Annotated in this window: 11 protein-coding genes; 5 read left to right on the plus strand and 6 right to left on the minus strand. The window is 49.3% G+C overall.

The window, feature by feature from the left end; all coding sequences use genetic code 11:
• Nucleotides 1-72: 72 nt before the first annotated feature.
• Nucleotides 73-2,550 carry a ribonuclease R gene (gene rnr / locus HNQ81_RS13090; RefSeq protein ID WP_337833456.1) on the minus strand — a complete coding sequence of 826 codons (2,478 nt, stop codon included), beginning with the start codon at nucleotides 2,548-2,550 and terminating at the stop codon, nucleotides 73-75.
• Between rnr and HNQ81_RS13095 the strand changes: the two genes are divergently transcribed.
• Nucleotides 2,475-4,580 carry a RelA/SpoT family protein gene (locus HNQ81_RS13095; RefSeq protein ID WP_183351758.1) on the plus strand — a complete coding sequence of 702 codons (2,106 nt, stop codon included), beginning with the start codon at nucleotides 2,475-2,477 and terminating at the stop codon, nucleotides 4,578-4,580. The two genes, rnr and HNQ81_RS13095, sit on opposite strands and share 76 nt — an antisense overlap.
• 24 nt (nucleotides 4,581-4,604) lie before the next feature.
• On the opposite strand, the gene HNQ81_RS13100 is transcribed toward HNQ81_RS13095, so the two are convergent.
• Both HNQ81_RS13100 and aat read right to left on the minus strand, forming a co-directional pair.
• Nucleotides 4,605-5,183 (minus strand): TSCPD domain-containing protein, encoded by a 579-nt coding sequence (locus tag HNQ81_RS13100; protein WP_183351759.1) that lies wholly within the window; start codon nucleotides 5,181-5,183, stop codon nucleotides 4,605-4,607.
• Nucleotides 5,161-5,859, minus strand: a complete 699-nt coding sequence (gene aat, locus HNQ81_RS13105) for a leucyl/phenylalanyl-tRNA--protein transferase (RefSeq protein ID WP_183351760.1) — start codon at nucleotides 5,857-5,859, stop codon at nucleotides 5,161-5,163. The genes HNQ81_RS13100 and aat overlap by 23 nt, the downstream gene beginning before the upstream one ends.
• A gap of 282 nt (nucleotides 5,860-6,141) precedes the next feature.
• On the opposite strand from aat, the gene HNQ81_RS13110 reads away from it, so the two are divergent.
• On the plus strand, nucleotides 6,142-8,265 hold the full coding sequence (locus HNQ81_RS13110; RefSeq protein ID WP_183351761.1) for an AAA family ATPase: 2,124 nt from the start codon (nucleotides 6,142-6,144) through the stop codon (nucleotides 8,263-8,265).
• Nucleotides 8,266-8,304: 39 nt separating this feature from the next.
• Here the strand turns inward: HNQ81_RS13110 and HNQ81_RS13115 are convergent, their stop codons facing one another.
• The 3 genes from HNQ81_RS13115 to HNQ81_RS13125 form a co-directional block, all read right to left on the minus strand.
• Nucleotides 8,305-9,438 (minus strand): beta-ketoacyl-ACP synthase III, encoded by a 1,134-nt coding sequence (locus HNQ81_RS13115; RefSeq protein ID WP_183351762.1) that lies wholly within the window; start codon nucleotides 9,436-9,438, stop codon nucleotides 8,305-8,307.
• A 262-nt stretch (nucleotides 9,439-9,700) separates the two neighbouring features.
• Nucleotides 9,701-10,486 carry an SDR family oxidoreductase gene (locus tag HNQ81_RS13120; protein ID WP_183351763.1) on the minus strand — a complete coding sequence of 262 codons (786 nt, stop codon included), beginning with the start codon at nucleotides 10,484-10,486 and terminating at the stop codon, nucleotides 9,701-9,703.
• 828 nt (nucleotides 10,487-11,314) lie between these two features.
• Nucleotides 11,315-12,574, minus strand: a complete 1,260-nt coding sequence (locus HNQ81_RS13125) for an IS110 family RNA-guided transposase (protein WP_183351764.1) — start codon at nucleotides 12,572-12,574, stop codon at nucleotides 11,315-11,317.
• A 210-nt stretch (nucleotides 12,575-12,784) separates the two neighbouring features.
• On the opposite strand from HNQ81_RS13125, the gene HNQ81_RS13130 reads away from it, so the two are divergent.
• The 3 genes from HNQ81_RS13130 to HNQ81_RS13140 are packed head-to-tail and all read left to right on the plus strand — an operon-like array spanning nucleotide 12,785 to nucleotide 18,682.
• Nucleotides 12,785-14,824 (plus strand): hypothetical protein, encoded by a 2,040-nt coding sequence (locus HNQ81_RS13130; protein ID WP_183351765.1) that lies wholly within the window; start codon nucleotides 12,785-12,787, stop codon nucleotides 14,822-14,824.
• 11 nt (nucleotides 14,825-14,835) lie between these two features.
• The gene (locus HNQ81_RS13135) at nucleotides 14,836-17,382 is read left to right on the plus strand and encodes a hybrid sensor histidine kinase/response regulator (RefSeq protein WP_183351766.1); all 2,547 of its coding nucleotides are present in this window, start codon (nucleotides 14,836-14,838) and stop codon (nucleotides 17,380-17,382) included.
• Nucleotides 17,357-18,682: an OmpP1/FadL family transporter gene (locus HNQ81_RS13140; protein WP_240191758.1), complete on the plus strand. Its 1,326-nt coding sequence runs from the start codon at nucleotides 17,357-17,359 to the stop codon at nucleotides 18,680-18,682. The genes HNQ81_RS13135 and HNQ81_RS13140 overlap by 26 nt, the downstream gene beginning before the upstream one ends.
• Nucleotides 18,683-18,724: the final 42 nt, after the last annotated feature.

An 18,724-nucleotide genomic window follows, 5' to 3' on the forward strand; every position in this document is an offset into this window, starting at 1 on the left:
AGCCGCCTTCGTCAAGTTGGAAATGCAGCGGCAATGTTTTTGTTTTTATCAGCTGTAACGGACTGTTCTGTTCTATCCTTGGATTTCCTCCTTGTCAGAAGCCAGTTTGAAGCTGATTCGTTTCCGCGATCTGTCGACATCGATCAAGATCACTCGCACGAGGTTGCCGATCTGATAAACCTTCCGACTGAGTTCACCTGTGAGACGGTGATGACGGGGGTCATGAAAAAAATGCTCGCCTTCGATATCCTCGACGGCGACGGCGCCATTGACAAACAGTTGCAGCAGCTCGACAAATAAAAGAGTGTCGGTGACGCCTGAGATCACTGCATCAAAAGTTTCTCCGATATGCTTTTCCATGAAGATCAGTTTCAGCCGGTCGGTAATTTCGCGTTCGGCGCTGATGGCGATCCGTTCTCGGGTCGATAGATAATCACCGGCCTCCTTGAGGGCGAAATGTTTCCGGTGGGACGTCTCTCCGTCGTGCTGCAGATTGATCATCCGGCATACCTCACGGTGGACCATCAGGTCGGGATACCTCCTGATCGGCGAAGTGAAATGGGTATAGTCGGTGGCGGCGAGACCGAAGTGGCCGGCGTTGTCAGGGGAGTACCGTGCCTGCTGCATGGTCCTCAAGAGGAGATTGTTGACGATATATTCCTTCGGACTGCCGCTGCACAGGTCGAGTACCCTGGCGAACCAGTGCGGGCTGTTTTCGACTTTTGGCAACTGGAGTCCGAGGGTCTTGGCGAATATGCTGAATTCCTCGACCTTGTCCGGATCCGGCAGTTCATGAATGCGATAGAGGCTTTTCCTTTGTTGCTCGGTGAAGGTGGCGGCCACCGCTTCATTGGCCGCCAGCATGAACTCCTCGATGACCTGATGGGCGAAATTGTGTTCCGCCCTCCTGATCGCCTTGATCCGTCCGTCCTCTTCGAGTTCGATGTCCGCTTCCGGTAGAGTGAAGCCGAGGGCGCCACGGTCCCGCCGTTTCTGGCGCAGGGCCTTTGCCAGCTCTCCAGCCCATTTGAGCGGCGTAAGAAATGGTTTATAGGTGTTTCTGGTCTCCTTATCCTGATCGACTAATATCTTCCGCACGGTTGTGTAGGTAAACCGTTGCCGGCTGCGGATGATCGACCGCACCAGACGTTTGTCCTTCAGCGTGCCCTGGCGATCGAAACTGAGGATGGCGGTCAGGGCAAGCCGGTCCTGGTCGGGCATCAAACTACAGAGATTGTTGGAGAGTTTTTCCGGCAGCATGGGAATAACCCTGCCGGGAAAATAGATGGATGTCCCCCTCTCGTAGGCATCGTGATCGATGGCCGATCCGGTTGGAACGAAATGACTGACATCGGCGATTGAGACATAGAGCCGGTAGCCGTTCTTTGTTTTGATCACAGCGACGGCGTCGTCGAAATCCTTGGCCGTTTCCCCGTCGATTGTCACGTGCAGGATATCGCGCAGATCTTCCCTGCCATGTTCCGGGGCGATTTCGGCCGTCAGCGCGGCTGTTTCCTCCTCCGTCTGCTCGCTGAAAACATGCGGAAGTCTGAATTTTTCGATCACCAGTCGCATCTGGACATCAATATTGTCTGCTGGACCGAGGACTTCGAGTATCTCCCCCCTGACGTTTCTGTATGATTCGTCGCTCTCGTCTATTTTGACGATGATGACTTCGCCGTCGCGGAGATCAGGGAACTTGCCGATATCAACGGAGACTGTAAATGGAAAGCGTATATCTTCGGGAACGACATGACCACCGGTCTTGTCCCGGACGAAAAAACCTGCGATCCGCTCGGTTCCCCGGGCCAGAATCTTGATGACCGAGGCCTCCGGCCGTTCGTCGTTGCGTGTTCGGTGGACCCGGATCAGTATCCGGTCCCCTTGTCGGGCCAACCTCATCCGGGATGCGGAAATAAAGGGATCCCGTTTGAGAGCCGGGGCGTCAACAGTGCTCGTGCAATGCGCCCCGAATCCGAATCCTCGGGGGTTCTGTTCAAGCACGGCTTCATAAAGAGGCGCATGCTTGCAGAGGGTGTATTCTCGTTTGCCGCTCTTTCTGACGAGGTTGTCGGCGATCAGGCGTTCAATTGCGGTTTCCAGATCGGTTTTTCCCGCCTGAGCATACCCTGACCCGACCATCAGGTCGTTAAATGTTGCCGGAGCGCCGTGCTGATACAGAAAGGCGAGAACATCGCTGTCGATCGTTACGGGAGATTCGGTTGACTTTCTCCGCTCCTTGAATCGAGGCCTCTGGGAACCTGTCTTGCTGGGGGATCTTTTCCTGGCCATCGGTATTTTTGATTCCCCCGCTATTTGTTTTTTGTTAGACTGATGCAGGATTATGACAATATCCTGCTTTGCATCTGTGTTCAGTGTAGCATAAGGCACGGAAGACAGGCAAAGAAATAAGATGGACAAGGGACTGAATGCCCCTTGTCCTGTTTTGCTTTTCCAAGTCGAATCAGGAGAATATGCGACGCATCCCCTTCGATCTTGAGGCGTATCGAAAACAGATGCAGACGTTGCTCGCCGGGTCCGTCGATGCATCGGTTTTCTGGGAAGCCCTTGATTTCGCTACGTCGGCGCATTTTGACCAGTGGCGTAAGTCCGGCGATGCCTACATCTATCATCCCTGCTCAGTAGCGAAAATCCTGGCTGAGGAGATGGATATCCTCCACCCCGAGATCCTTGCTGCCGCTCTTCTCCACGATACCGTCGAGGATGTTGAAGAGGTCACTGCCGAGGTGGTCGGGCAGAAATTCGGGGCCTATGTCCAGGCCATCGTTGAGGGCTGCACGAAGGTAACGCATGTTTCCGGCGACAGCCAGTTGGATCACCGCCGTACCCATCGCAAGATCTTTTCCGGAGCAGCGCTCAGGCCTGAAGTCATGCTGGTCAAACTTGCCGATCGACTGCACAACCTCCGCACCCTCAAGGCTCTGCCGGAGAGAAAACGGCAGCGCATAGCCGATGAGACCATCGATATCTATGCCCCGCTCGCCACGATCTTCGGCCTGTTCAATCTGAAGCGTGAGATGTACAACCTGGCCCTTTCCTATAAGTTCCCGAAGCAGGGGGCCAAACTCAAAGGGCATATCCGGCAGTTGACGAAGGATCCGATAGGCGGCGAGATCGTTGCGGAACTGCAGCGACAGGCTCAGGAATACCATGTCGTCTGTGAGGTGACGGTCAGAGTCAAGGAACTGTGGGCCTACTACGACATGAGCAACCGGTTGCTGCTCAAGCGGATCGACACGCCGATGGAAATCCTGATCGTCGTTGAGGATACGATGTCCTGCTACCAGGCTCTCGGTGTTGTCAGCCAGGCATTCCAGCCTATCCCACGGACCATCCGGGATTTTATCGCCAACCCGAAACCCACTGGATATCAGGGATTGCATGCCCGGGCCATCATCAAGGGACAAAAATTTCTGTTCAAGATCCGCACGAGGGAAATGGCCCACCGGGCTCAGCGCGGGTTGATTCGCAACTGGACCTCCAAATCGGGAAAACAGGGGCAGTTTATCAGGGAAATCCAAGAGATGTTCGATGTGTTGGGTTCAGAGGATTTCGTCTCGTATCGGGATGTCATTGCCGCCAGCGGCAAGAAGGAAATATATACCTACACTCCAGATGGAGACCTGGTCTGCCTGCCGTTCAGATCGACCGTGCTCGATTTTGCCTTCCGGGTTCATACCCAGATCGGTAGCACATGTCTCGGCGCGATGATCAGAAACAAGCGGGTCCCGCCTGATCATATCCTGCATGACGGAGATATGGTGAGGATTATTCGTGCCGATACCCCGGTCCACTTCGACCCCATGATCCTCAACGACTGCAAGACTCCCCGGAGCCGCGCCGAGTTGGCGAAGAGCTTCCGACTTCGGCGAAGGAAGGTGTCACAGGAAGTTGGTTACTCTCTCCTGCGCCAGGAGATGCTGCGGTATGGGATTCCGTTCGATATCCTTGCCGGTGATGGCTTTCAGAGCCTGTTGGGGAAACTTCCCGCCGAAAATGTTGAGGATATCTATATCCGCATCGGCGAGGGGAGGTTGCGACTGCGGGAGGTGATCGACCGGATCAAGGAAGATCTGTTTGGCGGAATCTCCCCGCTGGTCACTCCGACCGGGGCCTTTAACCGGATTGAACTGACGACGCTTGACCCGGTGTCGGTCAAGCTTTCATCCTGCTGCAAACCGAATCCGACGGCGAAGGATAACTGCGCCTTGCTGACGGAAAAGGGGCTGTCCGTCCATCACAAAAAATGCATCCGACTTCATGAGATCAAGTTCCAGCGTGAAGATGCGGTCAATATTACCTGGAAGTTGAGGGAAACCCCGGTTGTCAAACAGCAGGTCCTTTACCTTCTCAAGGCTTCTCGGCAGGAGGTGATGGATGTGGTGAGTGCCCTGCCGGAAGAGATGGAACTCGTCAACCTGAAAGTTCTATCCAGCTATTCATCCCTGCACCCTTCATGGGAAATGAACTTTTCCGTCCCCGATCTCCATGTCCTCTCGCGTGTCCTCCGAATTTTCGTGAGGTCGGCTATTCCGTTTGAGTTCTATCTCGAAAGCTAGCCAATCCTTCGGAATCCGGTTTTTCTACGGCGAGTCGACATCCTTTTCTGCATTCAGATTCTGTTTCCTGGTATAGTTGCTGAGCACCTGGGCCAGCATCTCAGGAAGATCGTTCTTCTGTCGTGAACTCCGGTTCAACTGGGTCAGCGTCTTGTCCAGGGTCAGGGGCTCACCCAGAAAGATGTGACGGAGAATGAGGGAAATAAGCCGAGTGATCGTGGTCAGGTTCGAAATGCGGGACTGCAGATGCTGGTCGCGATCGAAGGCCGTCGAGGCAAATATCTCGACCGGGTGGCCATCAAGCTCGCTGACGGACACATACCAGGTGTTGCGATCCCTGTCGGTTGTCCGGTAGCGGACTGCATCAAGAACGTCGGGCAATTCCCGTGCCTTCGTTTCCGCTGCAGGCTGGTTCCCATCAGCCTGACGGGCGTCGGATTTCGTTTCTGCCAGCTTCAGCAAACGCTCCAGGGCGCCGGGATTATCGATGACACCGGTGATGAGATCGCAGCATCCCTGGCAGAGCATCCTGGTGGCAAGCGGCAAAAGATCCTTGGTCTGGCCGCATCCGGCGCATCGGTCATGAGTTTTTTTTCGTGTCATTGTTCCAGTTACCGTCTGGGGCTGTTGATTGAATATATCGGCGCAGCAGATCGCTGAATCTTTCACCGGTGATTTCCCGGGCGCCGAGTCGCAGCAGATGCTGAGTGGTCATCTGGCAATCGATCAATTGAAAGGACCGTTTCCGGAGGCGGGCGACCAGGTGAATCAGGCCGATCTTCGAGGCATTGCTGATTGTTGAGAACATCGATTCCCCAAAGAAGACCCGGTCCAGCGCCACCCCATACAACCCTCCGACCAGGCCGCCATCGCTCCAGCATTCGACGGAGTGAGCATAACCGAGATCGTGCAGTCGAACATAGGCCTGTTGCATTTCTGTCGAAATCCAGGTTTCCCGTCGGGTGTCGGTCCGGATATCGGCGCACATGCCGATAACTTCGGAGAACGCCGCATCAACAGTGACGCGAATTCCAGTAGTTCGCAGGTATCGGGCCAGTCGTCGCGAAACCCGCAACTCGGATGGGAAGAGGACCAGGCGAGGCGAGGTGAACCACCAGAGAATCGGATCGCCTTCACCGTACCAGGGAAATATCCCGCGGCTATATGCAGCTATCAGTCTTTCCGAACTCAGGTCACCCCCGACAGCGACAAGGCCGCTTTCTTCTGCCAGCTCCGGGGGCGGGAAAAGGACCTGTTTGGATAAACGAAATACTGGCATTCCGCAGTATTACCTGCCTTTGTCGGCAAAGTCAACATGGCAGATATGGAAAGGTGTGAGCGAGAGACTTTATGTCCGGGAACCTCTATCATATCCTGTTGTCGGCAATGGCGAAGGAGTTCGGGTAGAAAAAGATGCGCCGGTCTGCATCGGGATGGTATAATCAATAATTTTTCAACAGACAATTCCCTGCACGATGATCAGGTGTGAGCACCTGTCCAAATCGCTTGGCAGGGATGGTCAATCACAATAATCCAAAGGCTCCAGGCATTAACGATATTCATGGATACACAAGAACTCCGCGAGAGTGAGCAGGTATCGATCAAACATTCTCCCTTCGGTGAATCTGCGGGAACCGAAAAATTTTTCTCCGGCGGGATGCGCCAGAAGGTTCTTGATGAGATGGAGAGCGCCCTGACCGGCGGAATTCCCATTGTGACACTGACCGGTGAGGAGGGAAGCGGCAAGACCGTATTGTGCCGGATGCTTGAGGACCGGATGAACTCCGCTTTTACCACTGTCTATTTCCCTCGGATGGTTGATTCGTTCGAGGACGTATTAAAGGCGATAGTCCGGAAACTGGGGCTAATCACTGATCCAGCACCCAGGAATAGAGCCGAGTTGCTGCAGAGCACCGTATCGCACCTGCATGACCACAACCTCCGTGTAGTGCTTATCTTCGATGAAGCCGAGCGTATTTTTCTCGCCACCTTGGAGCGGGTTCGCAAGATGCTCGACCTGGCCAACGAAAGCGGAATCTTCGTCCAGATGGTCATGGCCGGTCGCAGCGGTCTCCATGATAATTTCAGGAATCTGGCGTTGTGCAATTTCCAACCGGCCGAGGAAAGGCACTTCTCCCTCGAGCCGCTGACGGAAGATGAGACGTACGAGTATCTCACTTCCGTCATGCATGGCGAAGCGCCGGAGAAAAGATCGCTTTTCAGCCGCAAGGCAGCTGCGGCTATTTTTGCTTCGAGCCAAGGTAGTTTCGGAGAAATCAACCGCCTGGCCGATGAGTTGTTGGTTAAAACCGAAGGTGGGGACAAACTCGACTCTGTTGAAGATATTGGACTGGAGAAGAAAGTCGGGCAGGACAAGCCGCGTCGACGATTGCAACGTTCCGCTGTCGCAGAATCGAAATTTACGCTGAATTGGCGGTACCTGGTATGGGGAGGTGGTGCGATCTGCATTGCTCTGGCCTTTTTTCTGTTTCGTCCGGAGGGGAAAACGGTCGGGCCTCAGGTCGAAGTGGCTCAGGACCCCGAGATCTCCAACGTCCTTTCAAAACCTGGAGCAACGGAGCGGGTTGAGCCCGACGCCAGGGTCATAGAGCAACAAGGCCCGGAGAAACAGGAAAACAAAGAAGCCCCTGTTGCCCATATCGCTGAAAAAAAACAGCGGGACCAGGAGTCGATTTCGACTCCAGCTCCTGAAACTGTGGAGTCGGCACCAGCGGCATTTTCGACTTCCGCCGAACCGGCGGTTGTGTCGAAGCCGCAGTCGCCGGAGACTCCTGCTACTGAATCCAGAACTGAAGCAGAGGAAAAGAAACTGCTGGCAGCTTCGACTGCAGGCCCTCCCGAACGGGAGGCGGAGAAAGAGGAAAAGCTGCCGGCTGCGCCTGTTGAAACTAATCGGCGACTCGAACCTGTTGTAGAGACGGCGGCGGAAGAGTCAACCACGGTCGATTCGGTATCGCAGAGTCAGCCGGCACGGCAGGAAGTCACCGCTGTTGTCGATGAAGCCGATCAGCCTGCGGCTGCAATCGATGAAACTCCGATAGTTCGTCAAACCATCAAGGCTCAGGAGGTCATCAAGCACAAAGAGGAGCTTGAGTCTGCAGTTCGTGAGACTATTGCCAGTCAGCCGGTCAAAATCCTGAAGCAAGAGGAGCCTGATGTCTTTGATATGCCGGCTGCCCCGACTACGATCAGGGCGATTGAGCAGAAGAAAGAGTTGGAGTTGGAGCCTGGCCCGGCAGTTTCGGCCGAACAGAGCCCTCAGGCGGCGGAACCGGAGAAGGTTGCGGTACTGGCATCGGAAAAACCAAGGAAGACCGAGAGCGTTGATACTATCTACACCAGTCGGGTGGCTGCCGGCGCCTCATGGCTGTCAGGGCTTAAGGATGATCGCTATACGGTTCGCCTTATGGTCATAACATCTGGTGATGCGGAGAAAAAACTGAAGGCGATGCTGGGCGAAAAACAATACCGGGAGCAGGCGGACAAATTCTACATTTTAAGGAGAGAATCAAACCCCGGTGTACAGTACGTGTATTATGGCGAGTATCCGACGATGACCGCTGCCCGCAATGCCAGAAACACTATCCCGGAATTTCTTCGCGGATACAAGCCATATGCGATGTCGGTCAAAGGGGCAGTGCAGCGGGCGCAGCAGGAAGAATAGGGATTCTCCCTTCGCGTTGTCGTGTGGCGGGGGAAAAACTCAAACTTTTTCAACAATCAGACTGCCAATCGAGTATCCGGCGCCGAATGAGCAGATGATGCCCTTATCGCCCGAGGCCAGATCGTCATGGTATTTGTGGAAGGCGATGATCGATCCGGCTGAGGCGGTATTGGCATATTCATCGAGAACGACCGGCGCCTCAGCGGTTCCCGCATCGCGACCGAGCAGGTGGCGGATGACGAACAGGTTCATGTTGATGTTGGCCTGGTGCAACCACAAGCGCTTGATCTCTCCGATGTCGATCCTTTCTTTCTGCAACTGCCCATCTATCAGCGTGTAGATCAGCGGCAGCAATTCCTTGAACACCTTACGGCCCTGCTGGGCGAAAAATTGATCGCGTTCGAAAAATCGCTCCAATGTGATGTCGGGTTCGGCTTTGGTGAGGAAGTTTACGCTGGTCCTGATATTATTGGAGAAATACGTTTTCAGTTGCCGGTCGGTGATCCGAAAACGATGTGTTGCCGTCGATGTTTCCTCAAGTTCGAGGATGCATGCCGTGGCGACATCGCCGAAGATGAAGTGGCTGTCGCGATCACGGTAGTTGATCTGGGGGGAGGCGAATTCAGGGTTGACCACCAGCGCACAGCGGGCGGAGCCGGACAACAGGGCATCCATCGCGGTAGAGATGGCGAAGGTGGCAGTCGAGCAGGCAACGGTCATATCGAAGGCGTAGCCTGAGCAGCCGAGTATTGCCTGAATCTCAACCGCCACTGCAGGCCAGGGCCGTTCCGACGTCGAAGCGCCGCATAACACCAGATCTATGTCTGCCGGCTGCTTTCCAGCCCTTTCGATGGCCTCTTTGGCTGCGGCAACGGCCATTCCGGCGCTAAAAGACTGGTCGTTTTCATCACGTCTGGGAATTATGGGCATCATTCGTTCAGGGTCGAGAATTCCGTCCTTGACCATGACATAGCGCCGTTTTATCCCCGAGGCCTTTTCGATGAATTCGCTGCTTGAATGCGGCACGGCGGCGATTTCGCCGCGCTCTATGGCGCCTTTGTGTCTGTCGTTATGGGCATCGGCATACGAGTTGAAGGCGGCGACCAACTCGTCATTGGTAATGATATGAGTGGGGGTGAACAGACCTGTCCCGCTGATGACGACTGAACGCATAGAGCAATCCTTCTCGTGGAATCTGAAATGTGATGGTTTGAATCGAGTAAGCCCAGGCATTAAAATGGATTTACAGTGTCGACGATCGTAAAACTTTTTCCGTCCCATTTCAATCTTCTTTCGGAAAAGGAGGGGCGAAAGCACAATTCGCTCCATGGCCGGATCACAGAGGGCCGGACCAGCGGAAGGAAATGATCTGAACGGAAATCGGCAGAAGAGATCTACTTTTCGGAGACCGATGGTTGAGAGAACGGAGATGTCGTTATTCGCCGTAGATCATTTTGCGGGTCATGCCGCCATCCACAATATAGTTCTGGCCAGTGATGAAGCCAGCCCCCGTGGAGACCAGGAAGGAAACTAAAGCGGCTATATCTTCAGGTGTTCCTACTCGTCCGACAGGATGTTGAGTATGATCCTGAACTGTTAACAGCGGCTTGGCCCACCGGGACCTTTTTTGCCAGTTATCGACGGCAATCCATCCCGGGCTGATGCAGTTGACCCTGATTTCCGGGCCAAGGCTGACGGCCAGGGCGTGCGTCAAAGCGACGATACCACCTTTGCTTGCAGAGTAGGCCTCGGTGTTCGCCTCCGATTGCAGAGCTCGAGTCGAGGCGATATTGACGATTGTGCCACGGACTTTCCGTAGTAGCGGAACGGCATGTTTACAGCAAAGAAAAGTGCCAGTAAGGTTGGCGGCTATCACTTGATCCCACTGGTCCAAGGTAAGGGTTTCAATCGCCGGAGCGTTAGGGGTGGCGATACCGGCGTTGTTGACCAGAATATCAAGCCTGCCGAAAGCAGTCGAGACTGTCTGCATCAGATCGGAGACCTCCGACTCTTTGGAGACATCTCCGGCAAGAGGGGTGACCGCCGAGGCAAACTCTGTCCCGATCTCTTCAATCGCTTCCCGATCCTTGTCGAATATCACCACGTGCATTCCATCTGACACAAGCCGGGCAGCGATACCTCTGCCGATACCCTGTCCCCCGCCTGTGACAACGGCAATCAACTGCGAGGTGGGTTGTTGCCGGTGTTTATTGAGAGTCATTCAGTCAAGTCCTTAAAAATTGGATTCCAACCAGATTCATGGAGTATAAATTCTCAACTTTTGCTCTTTGCCCCTGGTACTGTGAAGGTCGCTATGGGCAACAAGGCATACGCTTCGGTTCATGCAACTTTGTTTGAGCGTAGCACATTTTTTGGCAAGGCTCTACCGATTCGCTCTGTACCAACCTTATCGGACACCGGTTCAGTTTGTTCTCTATGGCAGATGGTCGAGGTTTGTTATCGAAGTTTCATGGCGCTGCAACGCCAGAAATAAAGGCTGAAAGAGGATAATTGGTCAAAGCGTCCGATTTTGGTCGTATCAAAGATCAGATAATCAGTCAAAAACCACGATCAGATAAAGTAAGTGCGGCGCTATGAAGGTCGAAACATAAGAAAAATACGGCTTCAGGAAAAGATGTCGCTTCTGGATGACTATTTAAAAAAAAATATGTATAAAGGCATAACTCACTGAATTCGTATAAATATGCGATGCCGATTTGTCAGTTGCATGGGCGAAATTGAAAATATGCTTATATAACAGGCAGTAATCGAATTGTTTATATGAAACTTCTCTCTTCCTATGAATCAATGTTGGATAATTTCCTGTTCTCGCATTGATCACCGATCCGGTTCAATGATCGTCAGTGCTGCAATTGCCTTGGCTGGACGATGGGGTACTCTCAGTTTTATATCCGTAGTCTCTTGCGAGCTGACAATTCGTTGTGCCGGTGTCCAGCCGGTCATGTTAGATCCCGCGCTCTCTCGCTTCAGTTCAATTTGCGACCTCATGACAATTGCAACAGCTGCCGAAATCCCTCTCCCAAAACAACTATTCTGCTACCGGTACCAGCTGAAATCCCATGGCTTGTGCCTGGTGCCTTAAAGCACGGAGGCTTGTGCGTTTCCGACTCTTGAGATACCCCTCTCCAAGTTCCCGATACCGTTCGCCATGCTTGATGATCTGGAACAGCGCCTTGACCAGCCGATGCGCGATCGCCACGATCGCCTTCTTGGCGCCACGCCGTGATTTCAAACGATGATATTTGTCCTTGAAGTAACTCCCCTTGGTCTTCACCGCAGCCCAGGCAACTTCGACCATGATCGTTTTGAACGGGTGCTTCTGTACCGCCGTCCTTCCGCTTCTTCGTTTCCCGGCACTCTCATTGTTGCCAGGGCACAATCCTGCCCAACTGGCAAACGAGGCGGCATCGGTAAAGCTGTCCAGATGGTAGCCGACTTCACTGATAATCATCTGGGCGCTTCGTTCACCGATTCCGGGAATCGCCGCCACACGACCGAGCAACTCGTCGTGATCCTTCATCAGCAACTGCAGACGATCGGAAATCATGCCGATCTCGCTTTCCAGGATAGTGATGATCCGCATCAACGAACATAGTTGAAACCGATGATGTCCTTCAAAATATCCCTGGATGCTGCGATACAACTCCGCCGCCTTGGCCCGTAATCGTCCACAGGCCAAGCCGGCAACTGCCTGTTCGGAAAAGCTGCTGGCAGATTCATCACATAACTGCTCGATCAGCCGCCGGCCTGTCTTGCCGAACAGGTCCGAGACCACCGAGGCAATCTTTATATTGGCCGTCTCAAAGAGCTTGTGTACGCGCTTCTTGTAATCGCTCAGCGACTCGGTAACCTTACGCCGCTGGCGGGACAGTTCACGCCACTGGCGAATATCCTTTGACGGAATGAAACTCCCTCGCAGCAAGCCATGCTTCAGCAGGCTGGCCAACCATCGGCTGTCCGCAATGTCGGTCTTGCGTCCCGGAACATTCTTGATATGCCGGGCATTGACCACAATCACCTCCAGGTGGTGCTCAAGAACATTGTGCACTGGCCGCCAGTAGACACCCGTACTCTCCATTGCCACAATCGGGCACTCGCTTCCCCGCAACCATTCCCTGAGTTTGATGAGTTCATCGGTAAACGTTGCAAATTCCCTGATCTCCGATGCTTCTCGTCCCTGCTCGTCAATTTTCATCAGACAAGCAGATATTTTCTCCTTATGCACATCCAATCCGCAACATACCGGGTGAATAATCGCGATCGCTGCGTTATCTTGTCTCTGAGTCATAGCTATCCTCCTTTTTGATTGAATTTAACGGGTTTATTCAAAAGGATGCATGATAGCTATGACTCACTTCCGATTTCAATACTCAAGTTTCATGCTTCGTTGTGACTTCTTGGTCATGGGGGTTAGTCTCAACTTCAATACCCTCAGGCCTTTTAAATCATGGAAATTACATCGTCTAAGAAGCTTTGGAATCTGGACAGAAGTTCGGATGTGAATGACATTGAAAAAAGACGAAAGAAAATCCTCCGGTCCAACCTTATAAATTCCTTAAATAGGATCAATTTTAAAAACGGTGATGTCGTTTTTAAATTTAAGCATAAAAAATATAATAATTACATACTACTAAAGGCTAAGCCGCAAACATGCAACAACACCTTCCTGGAATGCCTGTGGTCGGATCCAGGCCGTATAAAGAGCAAATGGAAGCTGTATGATCTGGAGGGCTTCAGTTTTAACGATGGTTTGAACCAGGTTGAGGTTCAAGCGCAGCTTGTCGACTACAATGATGATGGTCTCATCGTTGAACTGCCTGAATATTCTTATGGGATGCAGTTGCGTGCTGTAAAAAGGCATCTTTGCAAAGAAGTCACAGCTCAGATCAGCCAGGAAGGAGTCGTGGTTACCGGCAGACTGATCAATTTTTGTGCCGAATCCTTTGCCGTCAAGTATCTTACCAAATCAACTCCAGCTAATCTTGAAATTAACACGGAAAATTCAGCCAACATTGTGTTGATGCACAAGGGAGAATTTATCTTCTCCGGAAAATGCACGATCATTCGGCATGAAAAACATGCCAATGAGTCAATTCTGGTTTTCAGGCCTGAAAAAGATACTATCAGAAAGAAGAAATTTAATGAGCACCGTACAGAACGATTGGTCCTTTCGCCCCTTCCTAACTTGGTTTTTTACCATCCATTGATTCAGAAAAAGATATCACTCGGATTAAACGACATTTCAGCTCTTGGCTTTTCTGTGGAAGAGGATAGTGAAAATTCAATTCTGCTGCCCGGGTTGATAATACCGGAATTGAAAATCGAACTCATACATGGCATGTCTATTTGCTGTAAAGCGCAAGTTATTTATCGTATACCCAAAGATGATGTAGTCAGGTGTGGGATGGTGATTCTTGATATGAAGATGCAAGATCATATCAAACTCTCATCTTTGATCCACAAAGCAAAAAACAGATATTCTTATATTGACTGTACCAACATAGACCTCGAAGCACTGTGGGATTTCTTTTTTGATACCGGTTTTGTTTATCCTTCAAAATACATGCATATTGCAGAACAAAAAGATAAATTCCTATCTGTTTATAAGAAACTTTATAATGAAAATCCTGAAATATCTCGATATGTAATTTATCAAGATAAAGGAAAGATATACGGCCATGTCGCCATGCTCAGGTATTACCAAAAAACATGGCTTATCCATCATCATGCGGCTGTAAAATCAACAAAAAATAGAGCTGGTTTAGTCGTCATAGAACATATAATGCAGTATATAAATGAAATTCATTCACTACCATCGGCAAAGATAAATTATATTGGGATATATTTTAGGCCAGATAATCGTTTTGCAAAACGAGTTTTTGAAACAACTATACGTGCTTTAAATGATATTAAAAAAAGCTCTATTGATGAGTTTGCTTATTTTTATATACATAATAATATGGCAACTACTGCCTATTCAGGATCCTTAAGTTTATGCGAAACCGATCTGGAAGAATTGGAAATATTTCAGAATTGGTATGATGAAGTTTCTGGTGGGCTATTAATTAAAGCCCTTGATCTCGATCCGGAAGCACATTTGATTGATGAATCAATCTGTAAAGATTATGTCAAAGCGGGTTTGAAAAGAGAAAAGAAAATTTTTTCTCTCAAAAAAGACGACGAATTGTTGGCGATATTGATTGTTAATATATCTGATTTTGGGCTGAATATGTCAGAATTGACAAATTGCATTCAGTTCTTTGTCTTAGATCAAAGCCAACTTAATAGACACTCTTACAATTTTGCAATTGAAAAGATTGTTCAATTTTACGAATACACGACTGTTCCTGTATTGTTATATCCCAAATCTTTTGCAGAAAAACATCAATTGCCATTTGATAAAACCTATTTCCTTGGTTTGCTCAATTTAGATTATTTGAACGAATGTTTAGATGTTTTCCTTGGAATAATTACTCCTAAAAAATCTGATATATTTTATTCAAATATTGTTAAGCGTTTGAATAATCTTCAAGATTAAAAGTATTTAAAATGCTTGATAATTACGATGAAAATAAACCTCTGTATGGCAGCAGAGGTATTTCCGTCTATTTAAAACTTATCAAACAAAAGTACAGCCATGTCAATATAGTTGAACTTCTAAAATATGCTGAGATGGAATTGTATCAGATTGAAGATAAAGGACATTTTTTCAGTCAAAGACAGATAAATCGTTTTTACGAAAAACTTGTGGAGTTGACCGGTAATAGAAAAATCGCCCGTGAGGCAGGTCGTTTTGCATCTTCACCTGAATTAGAAAGTTTGCTTGGAAGATCAGTTATTAGTCTGATCAGTCCTGTTAAATACTATGAAATACTTGGTAAATATGCACGGGCGATAACAAGGTCCTCGAAATATGAAGCTAAAATATTAAGTTCTAATAAAGCTGAAATAATCGTCACCCCATATCCTGGAACGAAAGAAGAACCTTTTCAATGTGAAAATAGAATTGGTTACTGGGAAGCAACATCAACATGGTTCAAACTTAAACCTCCTCAGATAAGCCACCCTGAATGCATCTTCAAAGGAGGCAAGGCCTGTCGTTACATAGTTTCTTGGCCTAAGTCACCGGTTACAATTTTAAAAACACTTCGGAATGTCACAGTAGGCTTATTCTTCCTTTTATGCGCAGTTTTTCTCTCTTTTGCGTTTTTAAATAATTCGGCACATTTCACGTACTCGACTTTTATCTTCCTGTATGCAGGTGCTATCACATCGATTCTGTTGATTAATCTGTTTCTGAACAAAGCTGAAACCAGAAATTTGATGGAAACCATAATCTTGTTGAGAGACTCTTCCGATGAACTTACTGAGCAGATTGATATTAATTATGAGAATTCGATGCTCATTAACGAAATCGGTCAAGCTCTTGCGAGACAAAGCGAAATTGAAGCGTTGTTCACCGAAATTATAAATGTATTGCATAGACGCCTTGACTATGACCGAATTTTGATCATGTTGGCAACGCCTGATAGGACTAGACTCAATTATAAAGCTGGATTCGGGTATCAGGAAGATCAGGAAAAAATTCTAAATAAATTGTCCTTTCATTTGGATAACCCTGGATCAAAGGGAATTTTCTATGTTTCGTTCAGAGACAGAATACCAATTTTGTTAAACGACATTCATGAAATAAAGGATGATCTTTCTAAACGCAGTCTTGAATTTGCCTTGAAGATGGGGGTTAAATCCATGATTTGTTGTCCGATCATTTATGAAGAAGAATCATTAGGAATTCTTGCCGTTGATAACATTATAAGCAAGCGACCCCTGGTACAGAGGGACATGAATTTACTCATGGGTGTTGCATTGCAAATTGGGTCGCGGTTGCAAAATATCAAACTGGAATCTCAGATACGCCAGATTCAGAAAATGGAGGCAGTCGGCAATCTGGCAGGTGGAATTGCGCACGATTTCAACAATATCCTGACCACAATCTTGGGCTATAGCCAGATGATAAATTTGAAGCTTAATTCTGAGGATCCGATTTTTAAAATGGCTGAGAGTATCCATCATGCCGGTCTTAAAGCTTCAGGTCTCACAAAGCAATTACTGATCTTTAGTCGGAAACAGGCAATGGAAACGAAGGTGACAAACCTCAATATAATTGTAGAGGACATGTCCAAGATGCTCACCAGACTCATTGGTGAAGATATCCAGATTAAGACTTTTTTGTCGAATAAAATAGGCAGCATCATGGCTGATGCCAGTCAAGTTGGGCAAATACTGATGAATCTTGTGGTCAATGCACGAGATGCCATGCCCCATGGAGGGAGTCTGATTATTGAAACGAGTGATGTTTTTATTGATAGTAAATATGCTCAAAGAGGGAAATTTCTAAAAGAAGGATATTATTCTATGCTCAGTGTTACCGATTCTGGTGAAGGAATTGATCCTGAGTCAAGAGATAAAATATTCGAACCTTTTTATACCACGAAAGAAGTAGGGAAGGGAACCGGTTTGGGCTTGGCTATCGTGTACGGCATTGTCAAACAGCATAACGGTCATATCGATCTCTATAGTGAGTTAAACCATGGAACCTGCTTTAAAATTTATTTTCCGATCGTCAAACAGGAAATTGAAGCGACAACTATAGAGGAGAGTCTGGAATTAGCCCATGGCAATGAAACCATTTTAGTTGTTGACGATGACGATTCGATCCGCAAAATGATTGTCGATACCCTTCAGCCTCTCGGGTACACGACGCTGGCAGCTTCTTGCGCCACGGAGGCTCTTGAACTCAGCAAACTATCAAAAAATAAAATAGATCTGATCTTGAGCGATGTCATCATGCCGGGTATGAACGGTCCCCAGTTAGTAGAGGCGATCAAAGAGGATCAACCTGATATACACGTCATATTGATTTCCGGTTATACAGATAATGCGATAACACATCTAGGGGCTCTTCAGAATAATTATACCTTATTGAACAAGCCCTTGATGCCAACCTCTATTGCCATGAACATTAGGAATGTTTTGGATAAAAAGAATAGTAATTTGGCCGAAACTGCAATTGAAAAAATTGACCATGGGGGTTGACATGCATGGGAAAACGATGTGTTTAACTGCCGGCACGGCGATTCTTGTTGTAACGGAGGCCGCTTTTGCATCCGGTTACCGCATACCTGAACAATCCATCAACGCAACGGCTCTCGGCAGTGCCTATGTAGCGAATGCCAATTATGCCGATGCCGCCTATTACAATCCAGCAAACATGTCCTGGTTGAGTCCTGGGGTGAAGATGGAGGGAGGCGTCTCCTATATCAATCTGCCTAGCATAACCTATGAGGATTTCAGGAGCCCTGCTTTCAGCGGAACATCCGAAAAAGAAAATTTCCTTCTGCCAAATCTCCATATGGTTTCGCCCGATTACAACAACTTCCGTTTTGGTCTCGCTTTTGTCATTCCTGCCGGACTGACCAAGAGATGGGAAGATCCATTTCCGAGCACGTTTGCCAATAAATTCACTATGACCGTGGTAGAAGCAAACCCCACCGTATCCTATAAAGTGAACGATATGTTTTCGTTGGCATTTGGCGCGCGGGCTGTCTACAGCGACGCGACTGTCAGGAGTGCCGGGAACATAGTGGCCGTTCCTGCAGGCGGACTCGGGGGAGGGTTGCCGGCTACCCCTGAGTATACCTATATCAGCAGAGACATGGACGGAGATACAACCGAATACGGGTATAATCTTGCGCTGTCGGTCAAACCTAACGACAAATTGGCCCTGGCGGCAACCTACCGTTCGGAAATCGATCTGGACATGGACGGTTCCGGAGTCCTGTATTCTTCCAGCAGTTATTTCAACGGACTCTTCCCCTCTGGATTTTACCAGGGACCCGGCTCTGTTTCAATTCCTCTGCCGGCGGTTCTTGCACTGGCAGCCTCGTATTCCATTGATAAATCGACCTTTGAATTTGTCTACGAGCGAACGTTCTGGTCGGCAAATGAATCTCAGGATTTTTCTTACCCTGCCAGCCTTGGCCACCCGGTTCTTTCGGCAGCCTTCGATAATCCAGTCGTGAAGGATTGGGATGACGTCGACGCCTTCAGGCTTGGCTACACGTATCTGTGGGATGATCGGCTGACGTTGATGGGTGGTTTCGGTTTCGATGGCAATCCGATCCCGGATGAGACGCTTTCTTTTGATCTCCCGGATTCCGATGCCTGGTTCGCGTCATTCGGAGTCAGGTACAATTGGCGACAGCAGTGGTCTGTTGGGGCGGCATATCTGCATGCCTGGAAGGAGGATAGGACTGTACTCAACAGCACTCTCAATGGAGAATTTTCCGGTGCGGCAAGCCATTGTCTGAGTCTATCGGCGTCCTATCAATTTTAAATCTGCCGACAGAGAAGGACGCGAATTCGTTGCGTATCCACC

This window comes from Desulfoprunum benzoelyticum (assembly GCF_014201505.1).
Taxonomy (GTDB): domain Bacteria; phylum Desulfobacterota; class Desulfobulbia; order Desulfobulbales; family Desulfocapsaceae; genus Desulfoprunum; species Desulfoprunum benzoelyticum.

Bases quoted from the DNA above. Each gene is read 5' to 3' on its own strand.
- HNQ81_RS13135 (WP_183351766.1), top strand. From the start codon at position 14,836: ATGCTTGATAATTACGATGAAAATAAACCTCTGTATGGCAGCAGAGGT.
- HNQ81_RS13100 (WP_183351759.1), bottom strand. From the start codon at position 5,183: ATGACACGAAAAAAAACTCATGACCGATGCGCCGGATGCGGCCAGACC.
- HNQ81_RS13110 (WP_183351761.1), top strand. From the start codon at position 6,142: ATGGATACACAAGAACTCCGCGAGAGTGAGCAGGTATCGATCAAACAT.
- HNQ81_RS13125 (WP_183351764.1), bottom strand. From the start codon at position 12,574: ATGACTCAGAGACAAGATAACGCAGCGATCGCGATTATTCACCCGGTA.
- rnr (WP_337833456.1), bottom strand. From the start codon at position 2,550: ATGCATCGACGGACCCGGCGAGCAACGTCTGCATCTGTTTTCGATACG.
- HNQ81_RS13120 (WP_183351763.1), bottom strand. From the start codon at position 10,486: ATGACTCTCAATAAACACCGGCAACAACCCACCTCGCAGTTGATTGCC.
- HNQ81_RS13095 (WP_183351758.1), top strand. From the start codon at position 2,475: ATGCGACGCATCCCCTTCGATCTTGAGGCGTATCGAAAACAGATGCAG.
- HNQ81_RS13115 (WP_183351762.1), bottom strand. From the start codon at position 9,438: ATGCGTTCAGTCGTCATCAGCGGGACAGGTCTGTTCACCCCCACTCAT.
- aat (WP_183351760.1), bottom strand. From the start codon at position 5,859: ATGCCAGTATTTCGTTTATCCAAACAGGTCCTTTTCCCGCCCCCGGAG.